Genomic DNA, 20,076 nt, shown 5'->3' with positions numbered 1-20,076 from the left:
GTTTTTTACTGTATTACAAGACAAAGGAATGAGATCGATATGAGCGATAATTTTGACGTTGTTGTCATCGGCGGTGGCCCCGGTGGATATGTCTGCGCCATTCGTGCTGCACAACTGGGTTTGAAAACAGCTGTTGTGGAAAAACGCGGCAGTCTGGGCGGAACTTGTTTGAATGTGGGCTGTATTCCGGCCAAGGCCTTGCTGCAATCCACCCATCTTTATGAAATGGCCGCCCATGAAATGGCGGAACACGGCATTAACGTCACGCCGAAACTTGATCTGGACAAAATGATCGACCGTAAAGAAGCGGTCGTGAAGCAATTGACGCAAGGCGTTGAGTTCTTGATGAAAAAGAACAAGGTCAAATACCTTGTGGGCGAAGGAAAGGTTACGGCAGCTGATGAAGTAACGGTTTCTTTGAATGCCGGCGGTGAAGAAGTTCTAAAGACAGAAAACATCGTGATTGCAACCGGGTCTGATGTGGCATCCTTGCCGTTTTTGGAAATTGACGAAAAAGTTATGATGTCATCAACCGGGGCAATGGAATTGCGCAAAGTCCCGAAAAAGCTTGCTGTTATCGGCGGTGGGGTGATCGGTCTCGAACTGGGTTCCGTCTGGAACCGTCTGGGCGCAGAGGTCACGGTTATTGAATTTATGGATCAAATCCTGCCCGGTATGGATGGTGAAGTGCGCAAGCAAGCCCAACGTATCTTGAAAAAACAAGGTTTGAATTTCAAACTGGCAACCAAGGTCACAGCTGCGAAGAAAACCAAAACATCTGTTACCTTGACAATGGAACCGGCCAAAGGCGGAGATGCAGAAGAACTTAAGGTCGATGCCTGCCTTGTTTCCATCGGTCGTCGCCCTTATACCGATAACCTCGGTTTGGCGGAAGTCGGTGTTGAAATGGACGAGCGCGGCTTTGTCAAAGTAGATCACGACTTGCAAACCAATGTTGCCGGGATCTTTGCGGTTGGTGACGTGATCGGCGGTTTGATGCTGGCGCACAAAGCCGAAGAAGAAGGCGTTGCGGTTGCTGAAATGCTGGCAGGTCAATCCGGTCATGTAAACTACGATGTGATTCCGGGTATTGTTTACACGCACCCCGAAATCGCAAGCGTGGGCCGTACGGAAGAAGGTCTGAAAGCAGACGGGATCGAATATAAAGTTGGCAAGTTTCCCTTCCAGGCCAATGGTCGTGCGTTAGCCAATGGCGACAGTGAAGGCTTTGTCAAAATTCTGGCAGACAAGAAAACGGATCGTGTTCTGGGCGCCCATATCATTGGTCCGTCCGGTGGTGATCTGATTCAAGAAGTTGTACAGGCAATGGAATTTGGCGGGTCCAGCGAAGATATTGCACGTACATGCCACGGTCATCCGGGCTTACCCGAAGCGGTGAAAGAAGCAGCTTTGGCGTGTGATAAACGCGCTTTGCATGCCTAAGTCACCAGCTTAGCAATACAAGAAACGGCGTACCCTCTTTTGGACGGTACGCCGTTTTTGTTTTTATGACATGACCTGTTGGCGCAGCATGTCAAATTCTTCAGCGAAAGACTGTTCCAGTTTTTTTATGTCTTCTTCGCTCAGGTCTTCCATCATCACACAGGTCATGGTCAAGTGAGCGGAGCCATCAGGCAGCGAGACCACACGGGATGGAAAGGGATGCAGCATATCCTTGTTTGATCCGCCATACATATCGATGACTCCGCTTTGCGCATCGGCTTTGATATCAAAATAGCTTTCCCCCATCGGCCCCTGAATGCGATAAATATCGCCATCTTTTTGAATGGAGTGGCAATAATTGATTGCCCATTTGGGTAGATTTTCCGGTGTTGAAACAAAGTTAAACAGTTTTTCCGCACTGACATTCACCGTGAGGGACTTAGAGTTGACGTACATTTTGAACTCCTTCTGTACGAGTTGAACTGTCCTTACCTTACTGCCATACTCCTGACATCTAGCTGTCAGGAGACTTGTGTCAAAATGGAAAAATGATGAAACGAACAGAACGTCTGATAAAAATCACCACCTTATTACAAGGACGCCGTGGGGCGGTGACGGCTGACTATATTGCGCAGGAATGCGAAGTCAGTGTGCGCACGATTTATCGCGATATTCAGGAATTGATGAACAGCGGTGTACCAATTTCAGGTGAAGCTGGTGTCGGCTATATTTTGGATGCAGGATACCATTTGCCACCACTGAGCTTTGATATTGAGGAGATCGAAAGTCTGGTTCTGGGGATGGCGATGGTGTGCAACTGGACAGATGATCGAATGGGGCGCTCGGCGCGCAGTGCATTGGATAAGATTAAAAATGCCTTACCTGCAGCCTCTCTTGAAAGGTTGCATGGCACCGCTCTGTTTGCCTTTCAAAGCGCCATTCATGTCCCGTGGACGGTTGATTTCTCTGCATTGCGGTTGGCGATCCGGGAGAAATATAAAATTGAAATTGACTATGTGGATGAACGCAAACAGACGTCGGTGCGCACCGTTCGTCCTTTGGCGATGATTTTCCTCGGCCCAATTTGGCTTTTATGCGGTTGGTGTGAACTCCGTAGCGATTTTCGTAATTTTCGTATAGATCGCATTCAGAACTTACAGACTTTGGCGGAGCGTTTTCGCGATGAACCGGGGAAAGCGTTAAATGATTATCGCAACCGTGATCATTGTGATGAATTAGGCAAATAGAAAACTATCCCGCATGAATGCAATTGCGCCCGCTTTTCTTCGCGTCGTATAGGAAGCGATCAGAAAGATTGATTAAATCATCCAGACCTTCCGTGGATTGCCACGTAATGCCGACACTGATTTGCACACTTAATTCGTGGTTGTCATAAGTGAAGGTTGTTTCTGCAATGACATCACGCAGGGTTTCGAAGGTTTCGATAACATCTTCGGTATCCTCACGATACATCAAGACACAGAATTCTTCGCCACCGAAGCGGGCGACGACCCCTTTGTTCTTGAAGAAGTGATCAATTTTCTTGGCAACAGCCGTTAAGATAAAATCTCCGGCATCATGGCCGAAACTGTCATTGATTTGTTTGAAATGATCCACATCGATCATGGCAGCAATTAAATAGCCGTCGCCTTTTCGGGCTTCTTTGAACATTTCCTGACCACGGTCATACAAATAACGTCGGTTGCGAACGCCCGTTAAATAATCGGTGATGAGCGAGTCTTTGAGGGCATTGATATATTCCAGCATTTCAATGTTCTGGGAAATGCGACAGAAAAACTCTTCGTTTAAGAAAGGTTTGGTTATGAAATCATTGGCACCGATCTTAATGAATTTTGCTGAAAGAGCGTGGTTGCCGTAAGTTGAAACGCCAACGATTGACAATTCGCGCTTTGAATAATGTGTACGGATTTTTTTGGTCAGCTCGAACCCATCAAGATTTGGCATGTTATAATCTGTAATGACCATCATAATGTCGGGGTTTTCATCCAGAACTTTCAAGGCTTCCAGCCCGTCGCAAGCCTCTAAAACCTGAAATTTATAACGATGAAGCAGCCCTCGCATCTGATATCGCGCTGTTTTGGAATCATCAACCAGCAAAACTTTAATAAATTGGTTTAGGTATATGCGTTTCACTGTTGAAATGACATATTCAATACTGGCAGGGCTGTCTTTGACGACATAATCAATGATATTTTTTTGCATCAGGTCATCGCGAATCTCTTCATTGAAATGACCCGAAAAAACAATAGACGGGATGGGCTGCGAGATGACGTATTCGACGATTTCACCATTGGGAGCATCTGGTAAGTTCAAATCAAGCAGGGCCAGAAAAAAGGTATTCCCGCGTTCTTTTAAAATGGTCGCGGCCTGTTTGAATGTTTCAGCGCAAATGACATTGCAGTCGAGTTCTTTTTCCAACTGACTTTTAAGAACGCTGCGATAAAATTTCGCATCTTCGACGAGGAGAATATCAATTGTTTGGTGGAAATCTGTCATAAAGTTATGGCCTGCGTCTATGCTGTGACAAAGCAGCCCTTGCGGGCAGTTTGGCTTTCGAGAGTGCGTTTTGTATCATCAAGAAGCTCTGCATATTTGCCGGGTGAGGCAATACAGAGCATAGCGCTGACGTCGACGTTCAACAGCTGTTTTCCAAACCGGAAGTCACGGTTGATGATATGGCGATGCAGTGTTTGCATTTCTTCCACAAAATTATTGGGTTGGTCGGTTGCGCATAAAAAGCAGAACTGACTGCCGCTGTAGCGCACGACAAGCGGGGATGTTCGGTTGAAATGACGTTCAAATTCCCGCGCCATCATAAACAGGACAGCATCACCAGCATCATTGCCGTGGGCTTCGTTAAAGGTTTTAAAATCATCAAGTTCAAAGAAGGCGCAGGCGAGAGACAGGTCGTTTGTTTCGGCATTTTGGCAGGTTCTCTCATATTCCTCTTCCAGAAAACGGCGATTTTTCAATTGGCTGACCAAATCAGTGTGAACAAGCTCATCCAGTTTGTGCACTTTTTCCAAAGCATCCATATTCAATGTGATGCGGCAGAAAAACTCTTCGGTGAGAAAGGGTTTAACGAGAAAGTCGCTTGCACCGGCTTTTAAAAATTGTGCCGACAGGGTCTGATTGCCATAGGCTGATACCCCGATAATACAAACTTGATCGCGGCTTTTTTGCGCCCGGATCAGTTTACAGAGTTCGGTTCCTTGCATGTCCGGCATGTTATAGTCGCAAATGATGAGACGAATGTCCGGGTTTTCGTTGAAAACGTTCAGGGCATCGTGACCTGTACTTGCACTTAGAACTTTAAAATTAAAGCGTTTCAGCAAGGTTTCCATATGCTTGAGCGCAACACGCGAGTCATCAACAACCAAGGCGCAATTGGCGCTGTTTTTGAAATAGCGATCCACCATGTTGAGGACGTAGTTCAGGCTGGCAGGACTGTCTTTGACGACATAGTCGATCACGCTGGGGTGTTCCAGCAGATCGCGTACCGCTTCGCTGAAATGACCGGAAAAAATAAGAGACGGCACCCCCATGCCGGTTACGATATCGACAATTTCACCATCCGGGGCATCCGGTAGATTGAGGTCCAAAAGACCCAAATCAAAATGTTTGTTGCTGTTGGTCAGTTGTTCGACAGCTTCCCCATAAGTTTCAACGGCTGTCACGTTGTAGCCGAACTTGCTTTCTATCTGTGATTTTATGATATTGCGAAAAAATTTCGCATCTTCTACCAATAGGATCTCGGCCATTTTTTATGTCTACTCAATTATTATTTGGTCTTCTTTTAAAGTAGCGAAACTTTACTTGCTTCGCAATTGATAACTCTGTGTTGAGCTGTGGAAAGAAGAGCGGGTCAGGATAGTTTGTCAAAGGGGATGGTTAAGTTGTCGCGTGCGCTATCCATACGTTCGTGGGGGCCTTTGGGCCGGGGGGGAATATCTTGTTCATCGACTTCTTCCGGATGCCAGTCTTTCATATAGGAACGGGCGTTGGCGACGTCGTCTTTTTGCAGGTCGTCGTCGTAATCGTGGGGATCATATTCTTGAAACGTCGGATCATCATCCTGTGCGCCGTCTTCTTCTGCCATTTTGGCCAGACGATCAAATGTCGTGAGGGAATGATATAAATCCGGGTCCATGTCTTCACGATGGGGGCGACAGGTCCAGATCAGCAGGGCAGCGGGCAAACCTGCGAGCAACCAGCCCGGTAGTTGCAGGAGCGTTGCAATGAGAAACTTTAAGAGGGCAGAATCATAATGATGTTTAAAGGCAATCCATTTGCCGGGGGCAAGGGTGAGCAAAAGATCGTTGGCAGAGGTAAACAGGCTATGACGGGCCAACGTGGCTTCGGCGGCGGCTAAAAGAAAAGCCAAGGCAAAAAAGCCCCAACCCAGTAAAAAACCGAATTTTGCTGCCAAGCTGATTTGCTGTGAATGACGGGGCACGCCTTTGTCCTTTAAAAACCGTCGAGAAAAATCTTTTATCGTCTTTCATACCATAATCGGTAAGAATGTTTGAAAGATTTATTGAAGGCCCGCAGTATGCGCGATGACGGTTTTCAAAGGTCTTGTCTTGTGCTGTCACTCGATATTAACGCATGAGATATTTTTCGATGAAAGCGTCGATATCATCGGGGGTCATGCCGCGTTTTTTCAGGTCTTTGCGAATGGAATTAATATCCACGTTGGGATAGGTGTGGCAATCTTCGATCTGGTTGGTTTTGGCATCAATAATGCGGAAATCGTAGGCCATTTTTTGGCTGCGATAGACATCATATTTCAAAATCTGGTCAACCGAGTTATCGGGCAGGTATGTCAGGATTGTCGGTTGCAGGTCGTACAGGTCAGTCGGTTTGCAGTAATCGGCCGAACAGATGATGACTTCATCGCCTTTTTGACAGGTGCGGGCAGCCGCGCCATTGAGGATACAGCATTTAGATCCCGGTTCCCCATAGATGACATAGGTGGAAATGCGTGCGCCGCTCTGTTTGTTCCAGATATCGACGAATTCCATCGGGTAAATGCCAGCCAGTTCGCACTGTTCCGGGTCCAGCGTAATGGAACCGTGGTAGTTCAGGTCAGCCCCGGTGACGCGAATGCCATGTAACTTGGCGCGTACAACTTTCATCATAGTCGTCAGCCTTAAACATTTAAAAAAAGGTACAGGCTTTATAACGATTTTAAGCCTGTGAGCCAGCATTTTTTAACATATTGGCAGCAGAAGTTATATATTCTTTAACTCTCCAGACGTTACCCATATAAGCGGATAAATTTATAGAGCGGGATATTTTATGGCATTGATGCGATCAATAGCGACGGTCGGCGGCTTTACGATGTTGAGCCGTATTCTCGGCTTTGTCCGTGATATTCTGGTTGCGGCCATCTTGGGGGCGGGACCGGTTGCCGATGCGTTTTTTATCGCGTTTAAATTTCCCAATGTTTTTCGCCGCCTGTTTGCGGAAGGGGCGTTCAATGCGGCTTTTGTGCCGTTATTTGCCGGAAAACTAGAAGAGGAAAATGGTGCGAAGGTTGCCAAGGCGTTTGGGGAACAGGCGTTCGCCTTTCTCTTTTGGGTCTTGCTGGCCTTATTGATTGTGATGGAACTGTCTATGCCGTGGGCCATGCGGTTATTTGCCCCCGGTTTCATGAATGATCCGGAAAAATTTGATCTGGCTGTTCATCTGACCAGAATCACTTTTCCTTATTTATTGTTCATCTCATTGGTTTCTTTAATGGCCGGTGTGTTGAATTCTCTCAATAAATTTGCGGCTGCGGCTGCCACGCCTGTTTTGTTAAATATCTGCCTGATCGGGGCGGTTCTGGGGCTGACCCCTTATATGGCAACACCGGGTCATGCCTTGGCCTGGGGGGTGTTTGGGGCCGGGATTGTTCAATTTATCTGGATGTTCTGGAACGGTGTGAAAAATAAAATGGGCCTGAAACTGGGCTGGCCACGCTGGAATGCGGATGTGAAAACAATGGTTGCGCGCATTATTCCGGGGGCTGTCGGTGCGGGGATTTATCAGATCAATATGCTGGTCGATATGATCATTGCAACCTTATTGCCGACGGGATCTATTTCGTTTTTGTTTTACGCAGACCGGATCAATCAATTGCCGTTGGGGGTGGTCGGGGTCGCGGTGGGGACAGCCCTTTTACCGATGATGTCGCGTCAGTTACGCGGCGGTGACGAAACCGGCGCGATGAACAGCCTGAACCGGGCTTTGGAATTTTCTCTGCTGCTGACCTTGCCGGCGGCTGTGGCCTATATGGTGATTGCAGACCCGATTGTTTCCATCCTGTTTGAACGCAAAGAATTTGTTGCCAGTGATACGCAAGCCACGGCGGCGGCCCTGTTTGTTTATGCCTTGGGTTTGCCTGCCTATGTGCTGAACAAGGCACTGACACCGGGCTTTTTTGCCAGGGGGAATACGAAAACCCCGGTAAAAATTGCGGCTGTGTGTATGGTGGTGAATATTGTCTTTAACCTGCTTTTGATGGGACCGTTTTTGCATGTGGGTCTGGCAATGGCGACGGTGATTTCGGCATGGGTTAATACGTTATTATTGGCCATTGTTTTACGCAAAAACGGTTATTTGACCTTGGATAGCCGATTGAAGAGCCGGGCAGGGCGTATTGTTTTGGCTTGTGGTGTGATGGCGGCGGCTTTGTATGGATTGACCCAGTTGTTACAGGCTGAATTGGTGGGATCGCAACTCATGCGAATCCTGTCTTTATGTGCATTGGTCGGGGTTGGTTTGCTGTCTTATTTCGCCAGTGTCTTTTTATTCGGCGCAGCGCGATGGGCGGAGGTAAAATCCATGATGCGCAGGCAATAGATCAACAGTTCAAGCCCCATAGCTGCAAGTTGCATATCATTGTATTTATTGCAATTATTTTGCATATTTGTGAACTTATTTTTTCAGTTATCTTATTGAATTGACAAAAGAATCCTCTGAGACCATCAGGTAGGGCAATCGTCGTAACAAGACGTGTTTCTGCTGAAGGTGAATAGAATGAGTTCTGATCGTATTTCAATTGCCCATCGTATCTATGTCGGGTTCGGTTTTTTAATTATCGCGCTTCTGGGACTGGGGGCGTTTGCAACCTTCCAGTTTGACGAAATGGCCGGATCGACAGAGACAATTGGCGAAAAGATCACCCTTGTCGGAGAAGCTAATGAATATGCATTGCGCCTTCAGGAGCTTTCCGACGCCATTCTGTTGTATGCCCAGTCACAGAAACCACAGGATCGTGCAACTGTGGACCGTCGCTTAGAAACAACCAAAACAACGGAAGAACGTTTTATTCGCCATTTGGCGGAAAAGGGTCAGCAGGCGGACTCTGACAAGGTGGCACAATATTCCAAAGCTTACAAAGAAACGCTTGGTCCCTTATTGTTACGCATCGAAAATATCGGGGCTTCGGCAGATATGATTTTGATGGGGGCGAATAAGCTGACGTTATCGGCACCGGAACTGTCGGAAAAACTGGATACGATTGCACTGGAAAAGCCGGAATATGCAGGGCTTTCTTTAATGGCGCATAAAATTATGACGACATCGGCAAAAGCTTTGGTGGAAACCATGACCTATGCCATTAAACCGTCGGATAAGACCTTGCAAAATGCGCGCAATGCAACGGCTGCTTTGGATAACGCCTTGGGCGAAACTAAGATTGAAATGAAGGGCCTGTCGCGTCGCGATCTAAAACCTTTGAAATTTCTAGGTCGTGATAATGATCTGCTGAAACAGGGCTATGTGCAATTTCAGGGATCTAACTTAGGTTTGATCAACTCATTTAGCGCTTATCGCAGTGAAATTGAAAAAACAATGGCAATGGCTGACAGTATCCGTCGCACAGCCATTGAAGAACAGAACCAGACGACTTCTGCGGTGAGCGCAGCTTCAGCCAGTACAATTACCAGCTATGTGGTCACAATGATTATTGTTGCGGTTATTGCTGTCTTGTTAGGGGCGGTGACGTCACGCAGTATTTTGGGACCGTTGCGCCGGGTAACGCAGGATATGCGTCTTTTGGGTGAAGGTAACACAGAGATTGAAGTGGTGGACCGTCAACGTCGTGATGAGGTGGGCACAATGGCAAAAGCCGTTGTCATTTTCCGACAAAATGCACTGGATGTGGAACGCCTGACCCAGCAACGTCTGGAAGATCAAAAACAGGAAGAAGAAAAACGCAGTGCGTCCCTGTTCGCAATGGCCGATACGATTGAGTCAGAAACCGGTGTGGTGTTGGAAAAAGTCGCCAATCATACCAAAGAATTGTCGCGTGCGGTGGGAACGATGTCGGGTTCAGCCGAACGGGTTTCAGCTCAAGCCGGGGACATGGCCCGTGAAGCCCAGGAATCACACAGTCTGGCAGAACAGGTGGCGCAGGCGGCGGATAATCTAGCCCTGACCATTGAAGATATTTCCGCCAAAGTGGGCCGACAGCGCGATATTGCCGATACTGCGATGACACAGGCGCAAAATTCCACCCGTTTTGTACAGGTTTTGAGCAAGGCAACAGATGATATCGGCAATGTGGTTGCCATTATCAGTGATATTGCCGCGCAAACCAATATGCTGGCCTTAAATGCTACGATCGAGGCGGAGCGTGCAGGTATTGCCGGGAAAGGGTTTGCTGTTGTAGCGTCTGAAGTGAAGCAATTGGCGACGCAAACATCCAAGGCAACGGCACAAATCGCCACGCAAATTAACGGTGTGCGCAATGTGACCCGTGACTGCGTGAAATCGATTGAGGAGATCAATGGCATTATCAATGATATGGCCAATATTTCTAGCGAGGTTTCTAACAGTGTGGACGGTCAAAGTGCGGCGACCCGTCAAATCACCACCAGCATACAGGCATCATTTAAAGTTTCGGAACGTCTGAATCATCAAGTAAACAATGCTTCTTCTGAAATGCAGGACGTGCGTGCATTAAGCGATAACCTTGGTTCGGTTTCTAGAAATGTGTCTTCTATGGTCGAAAGTCTGCAAATGTCCTTGAATACGGCAATCCGTACCGCTTCAAATGCCTTGAACGATAGTGACAAGGCCTTTGTGATGAGAAAAGATGTCAACGTTACCTTAAAAGGGCCGCGTGGGGTCTTGCGTTCCACATTGCATGATATTTCCAACAATGGCTTTGCCTTGGTTCCTGCGTTGGATGTTCGCATTGCAGAAGAATATGAAGCCAATATTGAGGGCATTGAAGGGACATATACTGTCGAAATCCTCAGCAAACGTGGGGCACAGTCACCGAAAACCCGTATCCGTTTTGTCGGGGATATGGAAGAACGCGCAGATGTCGTGAGCTATGTCATGAATATGTGGGCGGATCATTTGCGTAGCGAAATTCTGGGTGGCTCCGATATTATTGCCTTTTCCGATTATCAAAATGCGGCTGAATAACGCTTTATCTTGACCCTGTTCATCGTGCATTGCATAACAATTGCTTCTTTGAGCAGGGGCGTCTCCACAGCGTCCCATTGTAAATTTTTTTTGAAAGCGGGACACATCCAATGGATCGCATTTTTTCAGGCGTTCAGCCTTCCGGTAACCTGACACTTGGCAACTATCTTGGGGCCATTCGCAACTGGGTGAAATTGCAAAACGATTACGAATGCATTTTCTGTGTTGTCGATATGCATGCCATCACTGTCTGGCAAGACCCGGAAAGCCTGCGCCGTGCGACGCGCGAAGTTGCCGCCGGGATGCTTGCATCCGGTGTCGACCCGAAAAGCAATATTATTTTCAACCAGTCGTCTGTTTCTGGACATGCGGAACTGGGATGGATCTTCAATTGCGTTGCGCGCCTTGGATGGCTAAACCGTATGACGCAGTTTAAGGAAAAAGCAGGCAAGCATAAAGAAAATGCATCCTGCGGTTTGTATGTTTATCCAAACCTGATGGCGGCTGATATCTTGCTTTATAAAGCAACGCATGTACCGGTGGGCGATGATCAAAAACAACACCTTGAACTGGCCCGTGATATTGCGCAAAAATTCAATAACGATTTTGGCAAAGAGGTCTTCCCGCAACCTGATCCGATGATTTTCGGGACAGCGACACGGGTAATGTCTTTGCGTGACGGCACCAAGAAAATGTCGAAATCCGATCCGTCGGAATATTCACGCATTGGCATGACGGACGATGCCGATACAATCGCGTTGAAAATCCGCAAAGCCAAAACCGATCCGCAGCCGGTGCCGGAAACGGTTGAGGCGTGCGAAGATCGCGCAGAAGCGAAAAACCTGATGAACATCTATGCGGCCCTGAGTGATCTGGAACTCAAAGATGTTTGTGCCCAATACGGTGGTCAGTCTTTTGCTGATTTCAAAAAGGCATTGACCGAGGTTGCGGTGGATAAACTGTCCCCGATCAGTCAGGAAATGCAGCGTTATATGGATGATCCGGCAGAGGTTGATGCCATTTTGCGTGATGGTTCAGAACGCGCACGTGCCTTGGCGGAACCTGTGTTGAAAGAAGTCAAAGAGGTTGTCGGTTTCCTACAGCCGTAATTGATGAAAATTCATTTAACAAAAAGGCGGGAAAACATATCTTCCCGCCTTTTTTGTTTGAAAACTCAGCCAAAAATAAGACTGCGTCCGAAAACCATGAATAAAATCAGGAAAATCATGCCAAAGACATAAAAAGGCAAATTGCCATCGCTTAAAAGCTTGGCAAAGATATCGCGTGGATTCCAGATCATACGCCCCTCCAAATTTTGCCAGTCTGTAAAGATTTCTTATATTAGCAAATCGTGGATAAGTCGAGTTATTTTTGCCGTGTGGACAGCCAGATCCCGCAGACAATCAGGGCGATTCCGACGAAATGGAAGTTTTGTAACCCTTCCCCCAGAATGATCATACCCAATATTGCCCCGAATATGGGCATGAGATAAAGGAAAACACCGGCCGTGTTGGCCCCGACCAGTTCAACGCCCCGGTTCCAGCATAAGAAAGATAGAACAGAGGGGAAAAGGCCAATGTAGGCAAAGGCGATGAGGGTATGTTGGTTTAGCTCAAACGTGGCCCCTGTGGATAGTTCCCAGCCATAGACTGGCAAAAGGACGATGACACCGCACAAGACCATCGCCAATGTAAAGGCAAGGCGGGAAAGTCCGGTTGGCGCCTTGGCCAATAAAACCGAATAGATTGACCAGACAAAAACCGCGATGAGAATTAACAAATCACCGGGGTTCAATTCCAATTGGGCCAAGGTGGCAAGGTCACCTTGTGTAATGACCCAGCTTACCCCGATCATAGACAGGGCAATACCGATACCGGCAAGCTTGCTGATGCCTTTTTTCAAAATCAGGATGGAAAAGAACAGGGTTGCAACCGGCATCCCGGCCTGAATAAGCGAGGTATTGACCACCGTGGTGTAATGTAAACCCCAGTATAGCAACGTGTTGAAAGCCGAAATACTCAGAAGTCCCTGAACGGCGATATAGGGTAGATTGGCCCGAATAATATGAAAATCGCGCAAAAAATGTTTCAGGCAGATCGGCATAAGAACAAGGGCCGCAATGACCCAGCGCCAAAAGACCATCGCAACGGGTGGCAGATCGGTTGCATAAGCCCGCCCGACAACCGAGTTACCCGCCCAGAACAGGACAGCGAGGCTCAGTAAAACGTAGGGATGGGTAAGGGTTTTTAACACGATGGGCCTACGGATTATAAATAGAAAAAAGACTGTACTCAGGCCCCTTACGCTATGAGCTGAGCGGATAAAAAGCAACTGTGGTTATTGCTTAGATTAGAGAATAGCGGCAATGCGTTTGAAAGCTTCGTCCACAATGTCTTGTTCATGTACAAGAGCCACGCGGATATAGGCCGTACCGGGATTTTCACCGCTGTCATCTGTTTTGGCGAGATATTCACCGGGCAGAATACGAACCGCGCATTTTTGCCAAATTTCAAGCGCGGCTTCTTCGCCATTGGCCCAACGTTCGCGGACATCCAGCCATAAGAAAAATCCGCCGGCAGGACGATAAAAACCCAGACGATTGCCAAGATGGCGTTCGGCAGCATCGATTTTCATTTTATAAAGACGGCGGTTTTCAATCACATGGTCATCATCGTTCCACAAGGCGGTGCTGGCGGCTTGTAAGGGCAGGGGTAGTGAGGCACCGCCATAATTACGCAAGCTAATGAAGGCCTTAATTAGGGACGGATCGCCTGCAACAAAACCTGATCTTAGACCGGCTGCGCTGGATCGTTTGGAAAGGGAATGAAAAACCAGCAAGTTCTTAAGGGATCCAGTTTCCTGTGCCACTTCCAAGGCCCCGCGCGGTTTTTCTCCATCATAAAGTTCGGCGTAACATTCATCCATCAACAGCGTGAAATCATGTTTGCGCGCCAAGCTCAGGGCGTGACGCAGATAATCGATATCAGCGACCATGCCTTGCGGGTTACCCGGTGAACAGAGGAATAGCAAAGTGGTTTTGGTCCATGTTTCATCCGAAACTGCATCCAGATCAGGCATAAACCCATTTTCCGGTCCGGCAGGAAGATAGACGGGAGTGGCTTCGTTCATCACAGCGGCCCCGACATAGACCTGATAGAACGGGTTCGGGACCAGTACGAGGGGCTTTTCTTCCCCCTTGGCGGCGCGTTCAATCATCAGATTGCCAATCATGAACAAGGCTTCGCGTGTGCCGCAGACGGGCAATACGTTTTCAAGGCCAAGAAAGCTATCTTTCAGGTTATAGCGACGGTTTAAAAAAGCGACGATGGCTTGATTGAGTTCCGGTGTCCCCGCAATAGGGGGATATTTATTCCAGAGATGCGCGTGTGCGTTCACAGCCTCTTGCAACAAGGCCGGCGGTTGGTGTTGCGGTTCCCCGATCGACATGGTGAGGGGGGCAAGATCGGCCGGTGTGTCGTGATGATCCAACAGATCGCGCAAGCGCTGGAATGGATAGTCGCTCAGCAGGGATAAAGAAGAATTCACCATGTCGATAACCTTTTATGCAATCAATTTTGCCCTCTTATATCGGGCAAGTTTCGTGACAGGGCAAGTCCGATTAGTAAAAACACGACGATAATTGCCATGCCTGCGCGTTGGGAGTTGAAAACATCGCTGAGTAATCCGACCATCAATGGTCCCATGAAGGCTGTTGCCTTTCCCGACAAGGCGTAAAGGCCGAAGAGTTCGGTGCGAATATGCGGTGGGGCCGCTTGGCTTAAATAGGTCCGGCTGGCGGCTTGGGCGGGGCCGACAAACAGGCCGAGGCTTAGGCCCAAAATCAGGAAATGATTTTTGTCGACCACGATTAAAGTTGCAAAGCCAAGAAAGACAAGGGCGCTCACGCTGATTAAGATAACCTGTTTCGGTCCCCATTTATCGTCCAATTGACCAAAAAGGGCGGCGCCGATCCCGGCCGTTACATTGATGCCAATGCCGAAAATAATCAGTTCATTAAACGACATATGAAAGGTTCCGGCTGCGTAAATGCCGCCAAAGGCAAATAAGGTGTTCAGCCCATCCGTGTAAATCATACGCGCGATGAGAAAACGGAAAATGTCTTTGTAATCGCGCCATTGTCGCAAGGTGGCCCATAATGTGCGCAAACCGGTTCTGGTCGCTTGCCCCAAACTGGCTTGCGCGGGCTTATCGGGAACGAATAGAAAAAGCGGCAAGGCAAAAATAAAATACCACAAGGCAACAAAAGGCCCGGAAATGCGCAGATGTTCGGCCTGTTCTTTATCCAGTCCAAACAAGGGCGGGTTGGCTTGAACAAACAGGACAAGCACCAAGGCCAAGCCGAGAAGTCCCCCAAGATATCCCAACCCCCATGCATAACCGGAAAGACGACCCTCTGCGCCCGGTCGGGCCAGTCCGTGCATCATGGCATTGTAAAACACCATTGCCATTTCAAACCCGAAAGTGGCAAGCCCGACACAGATTAAAACCCATAAAATGACGCTTTCGTTCGGTGTGGCATACCAAAGCGTGGCTGAGGGGAGAATACAAAGCATGGAGAAAAGAAAAATCCACGGTTTGCGTCGCCCACTATGATCGGCAATGGCACCAAATATCGGTGCGCATACGGCGATGAGAAAGGCGGCCGCCCCGGTGGCATACCCCCACAATGCGGTGCCGCTGATTTCATCGACGGCAATTCCCTTGGTAAAATAAGCGGCAAAGACAAAGGTGGTGACAACCGTAGGAAAGGCAGAATTGGCAAAATCGAACAAAGCCCATGAAAATCTTTGGAAATTTGTTACAGCCATCTGGATTTACTTTCAAAAAAATGGAATGATGTCACGATCATGATGTCATTTTTGCCAAGATATAAAAAAGGCTTTCCCCTTTTTTTACATCGTTTCTTATGTGCCACAATATTGTTTTTTGGCACATTTGGACAGGCTTTTTCTGAGCAACCGGCGATCCGGCTGGTCACATCTGATTTGACTCCTTACAGTATTGAAAAAGGAACCCTACCGGGCATTTTTGTAGAACTTGTACAAGAAGCCATGCGCCGTTTGGGACATGAGGTAAAAGTGGAATTTTACCCTTGGACACGCGCCCAAAAGATTGCTGAACAGCAGGATAATGTCATTCTTTTTCCGCTGACACGCACAGCCCCGCGTGAAGAGCTGTATCAGTGGCTCATGCCTGTTGCGCCAATGGAGCTTGTTTTTGTCAGCGCGCAGGATAAACCCATTAACCTGATCGAAGCGCGAAAGCTGGGCAGCATTTCCGTTCAAAAAAGTACACCGGCGGAAGCCTATCTGGCGCAGCAGGGTTTTACGAATATGATCGCTTTTCCCAAAGCGGCGACAACCAATATCAAGCTATTGGCGCGCGGTCGGGTGGATGCGTGGTTTACCGCCAAGGGATTTGCGCAATATCTCATTAAACAGACGGGTGAAACCAAATTGCAGTTTGGTCCGGTGATTGAACAGTCGTTTTTTTATGTGGCGGCATCTAAAAATTTCCCCGAAGACTTATCTTGGGAATTACGCCGTGTTCTCAATAAGTTGGCTCAGGACGGGACATTGTCCAACATCCTGAGCCGGTATCGCTAAGTCTTTAGAGGTCAGTCAAAGACAATGTTCGGGCCTTTGTTGCCGTTCATTTGTGCCATGACCTTGAACCAGACTTTGTCGGCAATATCACGATAGGCCTTGGCATGTTCGCTGTCCGGTTCCTGTGTCACAATCGGGTGACCTTCATCCGAGGTTACGCGGATTTTGATATCCAGCGGAATTTCGCCCAGGAAGTCTGCGCCTTGGGCTTCGGCTGTTTTACGTGCCCCGCCGTGGCTGAAGACATCTGTGCGCTCCCCGCAATGCGGACAGGCAAAATAGCTCATATTTTCAACGATGCCGAAGACCGGAATTTCGACTTTGCGGAACATGCTCAGCCCTTTGCGGGTATCAAGCAAGGCGACATCCTGCGGGGTGGATACAATGACGGAGCCTGTCAACGGAACCTTTTGCGCCATTGTCAATTGAATGTCGCCTGTGCCCGGCGGCATATCGACAACCAAAATGTCCAATTCACCCCAGTTTACATCACGCATCAATTGTTCAAGCGCCCCCATGACCATTGGGCCACGCCAGATCATGGCGGTGTCTTCTTCGACCAAAAAGCCAATGGACATACATTTGATCCCATGATTTTCCATCGGTTCCAGTCGTTTGCCATCGTGGCTGACCGGTTGACCTGTGATCCCTAACATACGCGGGATACTGGGGCCGTAGATATCGGCGTCCAGCAGGCCGACTTTTAATCCCTTGCCTGCTAGGGCCAAGGCGATATTAACTGATGTGGTGGATTTCCCTACACCGCCTTTGGCAGAAGAAACGGCAACAATAGACTTCACGCCGGGCATGAGGGGCAGGCCAGCTTGTGGGTTGTTGCGCGGGGCCTGTTGTTGCGGTTGGGCCGGGCGTTCCGCCGTTAAAACCGCTGTCACACTGAGAACACCGTCCAGGGCATGAACAGCTTGTTCGGCGGCTTTACGAACCGGTTCAAAATCCTTGGCACGCTTTGGATCACCGATATCGATTGTGAAGGCGATATGTCCATCTTTACTTTGCAGGCCGACAACCATTCCAGCAGATACGATATCAGTGCCATTGGCCGGGTCTTTGATTGTCTTAAGGGTCTCGAGAACTTTTTGTTCTAATTGGGCGGACATCCTTGAAATCTCCTTCACATCGGATAAATGTAATCTTTAGCAGTTCGCACATTGCAAAAGCCGTAGCTGTCATATAAGACTGTTAGGTATGTTTTGCCAAGTGCAACGGTCAATTGCCAAGTGCATTGATCAAATCGACCTTTGACGAACAGAGTATTAAAGGGAAAAACCCAATATGTCATGGAACAATCAGGGCGGCGGCCCGTGGGGCGGTGGTGGAAAAGACCAAGGCCCTTGGGGTCAGGGACCAAAACGACCCAATGGTGGCAACGGTGGCGGTGGCCCGACCCCGCCCGATCTGGAAGAAATGCTGCGCAAAGGCCAAGAAAGCATGAAGAAATTTATGCCCGGCGGTGCAGGTGGCGGAAAACTTATTGTTTTCGGCTTAATCGCTTTATTTGCGATTTGGATGGCAACCGGATTCTACAAGGTAGATTCAAAATCCCAAGGGGTGCAGCTTGTTTTCGGCAAATTTGTCAAAACGTCCCCTCCGGGGTTGCATTGGAATTTCCCGGCACCGATCGGTGATGTCTTTATCCCCGAAGTAACGACCGTGCGTGAAGTCGCCATCGGAACCGGTGTGTCCAGCCTGAAAGGCGGCACCAGTGAAGGTATGATTTTGACCGGTGATCAAAATATCGTCGATGTGGAATATAAAGTTCTGTGGGTGATTAACGACGCCGCAAAATTCCTGTTTAACATTCGTGACCCGGAAACCACGGTTCGCGCAGCTGCACAAAGTGCGATGCGTGAAGTGATCGGTCAACGCAGCCTTGCGGATGTAAATACAAAAGACCGGGATCGGGTTGCGACAGAAACGCGTGATCTTATTCAGGCCATTCTAAACGAATATGACGCGGGTATTTCTATCCAGCAGGTTAACATGGCGAAGATTGATCCGCCTCAGGCCGTCATTGAAGCCTTTAACGATGTACAGGCGGCTCGTCAGGATAAAGAACGTAAACAAAACGAGGCCGAAGCCTATCGTAACCGTATTGTTCCGACCGCACGTGGTGAGGCGCAGAAGCTTATTCAGGAAGCTGAAGCCTATAAAGAACGTGTGATCAAGGATGCGGAAGGTGAAGCTGATCGATTTAAATCGGTTTATGATTCTTATGTGGTTAACAAGGATGTGACGCGCGAACGTCTGTATCTTGAAACCATGCAAGATGTCTTAAGCAAGTCCGATAAGGTGCTTATTGATAATGAAAAAGGCAGTTCCGGTGTTGTGCCCTACTTACCTTTGCCTGAAATCCAAAAGCGTAAGGGAGGCCAGTAATGTCTAAGAAACTTATCGCAACATTAGTCTTGCTGGTTGGCTTCGGCGGTTTGCTGAGCGGAACCTTGTTTAAAGTGGCGGAACCTGTTCAGGCGATTGTGTTCCAGTTTGGTGATCCGCGTCGTGTGATTACCGAGCCGGGTTTGGCGTGGAAAATTCCATTCATTCAGGAAGTCGAATATTTCGACAAACGTATTCTCAACCTTGATCCGCAACCCGAAGAAATTCTGTTGGCGGATCAGAAACGTATTTTGGTCGATACCTATGCCCGTTATCGCATTGTCGATCCGCTGAAATTTTTCCAGTCGGTTCGCTTTGAACGCGCGTTTGTTCAACGATTCGGTAGTGTTCTGAACGCGGCTGTTCGTGACTCGGTCGCGAAGGTTGAAATGATCGATCTGCTCTCTGACAAACGCATCGATGTGATGAACGAAATCGTTGAAAAAGTCCGCCAAGCGGCCCCGCAATACGGGGTGACTTTGGTTGATGTTCGTATTGGTCGCACAGACTTGCCGGCACAGATTTCCCAAAACGTGTTTGACCGGATGCGCACAGATCGTGTGCAGGTTGCCAACCGTCTGCGTGCGGAAGGTGAAGAGATCAAGCAACGCATCACAGCGGAAGCTGAGCGTCAGAAAACAGTTATTTTGGCCGAGGCACGTCGTGAATCCAACGTTCTGCGTGGTGAAGGTGATGCCCAGCGTAACCGCATTTTGGGTAGCGCCTATGGTCAGGATCCGGAATTCTTCCGTTTCTATCGTTCTATGGAAGCCTATCGTGAAGCGTTGGGCGAGGGAACCTCGATGGTTCTATCCCCTGATAGCGAGTTCTTCACTTACTTCGGTAGCCGTAAGTAAGGTAGGTCTTCGATTATACCAATCTGAAAATCACCCCGCATGGGCACCCGTGCGGGGTGATTTGTTTTTATGATTATTCCTGAATAAAAAGGGGGTTTGCTCTATGTCCGATTTCTTTACGGCGGTCGGTTTGGCGATTGCACTGGAAGGTATCTTATATGCTGTGTTCCCGGATGGCATGAAACGCATGATGATGCAGATATTGACCCTGCCGTCACAAAATATACGCAGCGCTGGTATCACGGCGGCGTTGATCGGTGTCACGTTGGTTTGGTTGATACGCGGGTAGTGATTTGTAACAGGTT

At 48.4% G+C, this 20,076-nt stretch carries 19 protein-coding genes; 9 read left to right on the top strand and 10 right to left on the bottom strand.

Going from position 1 to position 20,076, the window contains the following annotated elements:
• Nucleotides 1-39 precede the first annotated feature (39 nt).
• The gene (gene lpdA, locus ACN0VA_RS01055; protein ID WP_417819344.1) at nt 40-1,443 is read left to right on the top strand and encodes a dihydrolipoyl dehydrogenase; all 1,404 of its coding nucleotides are present in this window, start codon (nt 40-42) and stop codon (nt 1,441-1,443) included.
• A gap of 63 nt (nt 1,444-1,506) precedes the next feature.
• Here the strand turns inward: lpdA and ACN0VA_RS01050 are convergent, their stop codons facing one another.
• The gene (locus tag ACN0VA_RS01050; RefSeq protein WP_417819343.1) at nt 1,507-1,899 is read right to left on the bottom strand and encodes a hypothetical protein; all 393 of its coding nucleotides are present in this window, start codon (nt 1,897-1,899) and stop codon (nt 1,507-1,509) included.
• Between the two features lie 92 nt (nt 1,900-1,991).
• On the opposite strand from ACN0VA_RS01050, the gene ACN0VA_RS01045 reads away from it, so the two are divergent.
• Entirely contained in the window at nt 1,992-2,690 is a 699-nt protein-coding gene (locus ACN0VA_RS01045) for a helix-turn-helix transcriptional regulator (protein ID WP_417819342.1), read from the top strand.
• Nucleotides 2,691-2,694: 4 nt separating this feature from the next.
• On the opposite strand, the gene ACN0VA_RS01040 is transcribed toward ACN0VA_RS01045, so the two are convergent.
• The 4 genes from ACN0VA_RS01040 to ACN0VA_RS01025 all read right to left on the bottom strand — a co-directional run bounded on the left by ACN0VA_RS01040 (nt 2,695) and on the right by ACN0VA_RS01025 (nt 6,605).
• Entirely contained in the window at nt 2,695-3,960 is a 1,266-nt protein-coding gene (locus ACN0VA_RS01040) for a diguanylate cyclase (protein ID WP_417819341.1), read from the bottom strand.
• Between the two features lie 17 nt (nt 3,961-3,977).
• On the bottom strand, nt 3,978-5,225 hold the full coding sequence (locus ACN0VA_RS01035; protein WP_417819340.1) for a response regulator: 1,248 nt from the start codon (nt 5,223-5,225) through the stop codon (nt 3,978-3,980).
• 104 nt (nt 5,226-5,329) lie between these two features.
• The gene (locus ACN0VA_RS01030; protein ID WP_417819339.1) at nt 5,330-5,920 is read right to left on the bottom strand and encodes a hypothetical protein; all 591 of its coding nucleotides are present in this window, start codon (nt 5,918-5,920) and stop codon (nt 5,330-5,332) included.
• 145 nt (nt 5,921-6,065) lie between these two features.
• Nucleotides 6,066-6,605: an aspartate 1-decarboxylase gene (locus ACN0VA_RS01025; protein ID WP_417819338.1), complete on the bottom strand. Its 540-nt coding sequence runs from the start codon at nt 6,603-6,605 to the stop codon at nt 6,066-6,068.
• Between the two features lie 160 nt (nt 6,606-6,765).
• Between ACN0VA_RS01025 and murJ the strand changes: the two genes are divergently transcribed.
• The 3 genes from murJ to trpS all read left to right on the top strand — a co-directional run bounded on the left by murJ (nt 6,766) and on the right by trpS (nt 11,999).
• Nucleotides 6,766-8,313 carry a murein biosynthesis integral membrane protein MurJ gene (gene murJ, locus ACN0VA_RS01020; RefSeq protein ID WP_417819337.1) on the top strand — a complete coding sequence of 516 codons (1,548 nt, stop codon included), beginning with the start codon at nt 6,766-6,768 and terminating at the stop codon, nt 8,311-8,313.
• Nucleotides 8,314-8,490: 177 nt separating this feature from the next.
• Entirely contained in the window at nt 8,491-10,890 is a 2,400-nt protein-coding gene (locus ACN0VA_RS01015) for a methyl-accepting chemotaxis protein (RefSeq protein ID WP_417819336.1), read from the top strand.
• A 110-nt stretch (nt 10,891-11,000) separates the two neighbouring features.
• Nucleotides 11,001-11,999 (top strand): tryptophan--tRNA ligase, encoded by a 999-nt coding sequence (gene trpS / locus ACN0VA_RS01010; protein WP_417819335.1) that lies wholly within the window; start codon nt 11,001-11,003, stop codon nt 11,997-11,999.
• A gap of 65 nt (nt 12,000-12,064) precedes the next feature.
• Here trpS and ACN0VA_RS01005 read toward each other — a convergent pair whose 3' ends face one another.
• The 4 genes from ACN0VA_RS01005 to ACN0VA_RS00990 form a co-directional block, all read right to left on the bottom strand.
• Nucleotides 12,065-12,190: a hypothetical protein gene (locus ACN0VA_RS01005; RefSeq protein ID WP_268233794.1), complete on the bottom strand. Its 126-nt coding sequence runs from the start codon at nt 12,188-12,190 to the stop codon at nt 12,065-12,067.
• 65 nt (nt 12,191-12,255) lie between these two features.
• Nucleotides 12,256-13,143 carry a DMT family transporter gene (locus tag ACN0VA_RS01000; RefSeq protein WP_417819334.1) on the bottom strand — a complete coding sequence of 296 codons (888 nt, stop codon included), beginning with the start codon at nt 13,141-13,143 and terminating at the stop codon, nt 12,256-12,258.
• A 96-nt stretch (nt 13,144-13,239) separates the two neighbouring features.
• On the bottom strand, nt 13,240-14,439 hold the full coding sequence (locus ACN0VA_RS00995) for an aminotransferase class I/II-fold pyridoxal phosphate-dependent enzyme (protein ID WP_417819333.1): 1,200 nt from the start codon (nt 14,437-14,439) through the stop codon (nt 13,240-13,242).
• 20 nt (nt 14,440-14,459) lie between these two features.
• On the bottom strand, nt 14,460-15,719 hold the full coding sequence (locus ACN0VA_RS00990) for an MFS transporter (RefSeq protein WP_417819332.1): 1,260 nt from the start codon (nt 15,717-15,719) through the stop codon (nt 14,460-14,462).
• Between the two features lie 111 nt (nt 15,720-15,830).
• Between ACN0VA_RS00990 and ACN0VA_RS00985 the strand changes: the two genes are divergently transcribed.
• Nucleotides 15,831-16,517, top strand: a complete 687-nt coding sequence (locus ACN0VA_RS00985) for a substrate-binding periplasmic protein (protein WP_417819331.1) — start codon at nt 15,831-15,833, stop codon at nt 16,515-16,517.
• A gap of 11 nt (nt 16,518-16,528) precedes the next feature.
• On the opposite strand, the gene apbC is transcribed toward ACN0VA_RS00985, so the two are convergent.
• Nucleotides 16,529-17,635 carry an iron-sulfur cluster carrier protein ApbC gene (gene apbC, locus ACN0VA_RS00980; RefSeq protein WP_417819330.1) on the bottom strand — a complete coding sequence of 369 codons (1,107 nt, stop codon included), beginning with the start codon at nt 17,633-17,635 and terminating at the stop codon, nt 16,529-16,531.
• A 175-nt stretch (nt 17,636-17,810) separates the two neighbouring features.
• Here apbC and hflK point away from each other — a divergent pair, with 175 nt between their 5' ends.
• The 3 genes from hflK to ACN0VA_RS00965 all read left to right on the top strand — a co-directional run bounded on the left by hflK (nt 17,811) and on the right by ACN0VA_RS00965 (nt 20,060).
• Nucleotides 17,811-18,914: an FtsH protease activity modulator HflK gene (gene hflK, locus ACN0VA_RS00975; RefSeq protein WP_417819329.1), complete on the top strand. Its 1,104-nt coding sequence runs from the start codon at nt 17,811-17,813 to the stop codon at nt 18,912-18,914.
• Nucleotides 18,914-19,771, top strand: coding sequence for a protease modulator HflC (gene hflC / locus ACN0VA_RS00970; RefSeq protein ID WP_417819328.1), 858 nt, complete (start codon nt 18,914-18,916; stop codon nt 19,769-19,771). The genes hflK and hflC overlap by 1 nt, the downstream gene beginning before the upstream one ends.
• Before the next feature lie 103 nt (nt 19,772-19,874).
• On the top strand, nt 19,875-20,060 hold the full coding sequence (locus ACN0VA_RS00965; protein WP_417819327.1) for a DUF2065 domain-containing protein: 186 nt from the start codon (nt 19,875-19,877) through the stop codon (nt 20,058-20,060).
• Nucleotides 20,061-20,076 lie beyond the last annotated feature (16 nt).

It is taken from the genome of Terasakiella sp., assembly GCF_048267425.1.
GTDB lineage: Bacteria > Pseudomonadota > Alphaproteobacteria > Rhodospirillales > Terasakiellaceae > Terasakiella.
The sequence above is the reverse complement of the archived record's forward strand: the minus strand, read 5'-3'. Positions and strand labels throughout refer to the sequence as shown.

Bases quoted from the DNA above. Each gene is read 5' to 3' on its own strand.
- lpdA (WP_417819344.1), top strand. From the start codon at position 40: ATGAGCGATAATTTTGACGTTGTTGTCATCGGCGGTGGCCCCGGTGGA.
- ACN0VA_RS01050 (WP_417819343.1), bottom strand. From the start codon at position 1,899: ATGTACGTCAACTCTAAGTCCCTCACGGTGAATGTCAGTGCGGAAAAA.
- ACN0VA_RS01045 (WP_417819342.1), top strand. From the start codon at position 1,992: ATGATGAAACGAACAGAACGTCTGATAAAAATCACCACCTTATTACAA.
- ACN0VA_RS01040 (WP_417819341.1), bottom strand. From the start codon at position 3,960: ATGACAGATTTCCACCAAACAATTGATATTCTCCTCGTCGAAGATGCG.
- ACN0VA_RS01035 (WP_417819340.1), bottom strand. From the start codon at position 5,225: ATGGCCGAGATCCTATTGGTAGAAGATGCGAAATTTTTTCGCAATATC.
- ACN0VA_RS01025 (WP_417819338.1), bottom strand. From the start codon at position 6,605: ATGATGAAAGTTGTACGCGCCAAGTTACATGGCATTCGCGTCACCGGG.
- murJ (WP_417819337.1), top strand. From the start codon at position 6,766: ATGGCATTGATGCGATCAATAGCGACGGTCGGCGGCTTTACGATGTTG.
- ACN0VA_RS01015 (WP_417819336.1), top strand. From the start codon at position 8,491: ATGAGTTCTGATCGTATTTCAATTGCCCATCGTATCTATGTCGGGTTC.
- trpS (WP_417819335.1), top strand. From the start codon at position 11,001: ATGGATCGCATTTTTTCAGGCGTTCAGCCTTCCGGTAACCTGACACTT.
- ACN0VA_RS01005 (WP_268233794.1), bottom strand. From the start codon at position 12,190: ATGATCTGGAATCCACGCGATATCTTTGCCAAGCTTTTAAGCGATGGC.
- ACN0VA_RS00995 (WP_417819333.1), bottom strand. From the start codon at position 14,439: ATGGTGAATTCTTCTTTATCCCTGCTGAGCGACTATCCATTCCAGCGC.
- ACN0VA_RS00990 (WP_417819332.1), bottom strand. From the start codon at position 15,719: ATGGCTGTAACAAATTTCCAAAGATTTTCATGGGCTTTGTTCGATTTT.
- apbC (WP_417819330.1), bottom strand. From the start codon at position 17,635: ATGTCCGCCCAATTAGAACAAAAAGTTCTCGAGACCCTTAAGACAATC.
- hflK (WP_417819329.1), top strand. From the start codon at position 17,811: ATGTCATGGAACAATCAGGGCGGCGGCCCGTGGGGCGGTGGTGGAAAA.
- hflC (WP_417819328.1), top strand. From the start codon at position 18,914: ATGTCTAAGAAACTTATCGCAACATTAGTCTTGCTGGTTGGCTTCGGC.
- ACN0VA_RS00965 (WP_417819327.1), top strand. From the start codon at position 19,875: ATGTCCGATTTCTTTACGGCGGTCGGTTTGGCGATTGCACTGGAAGGT.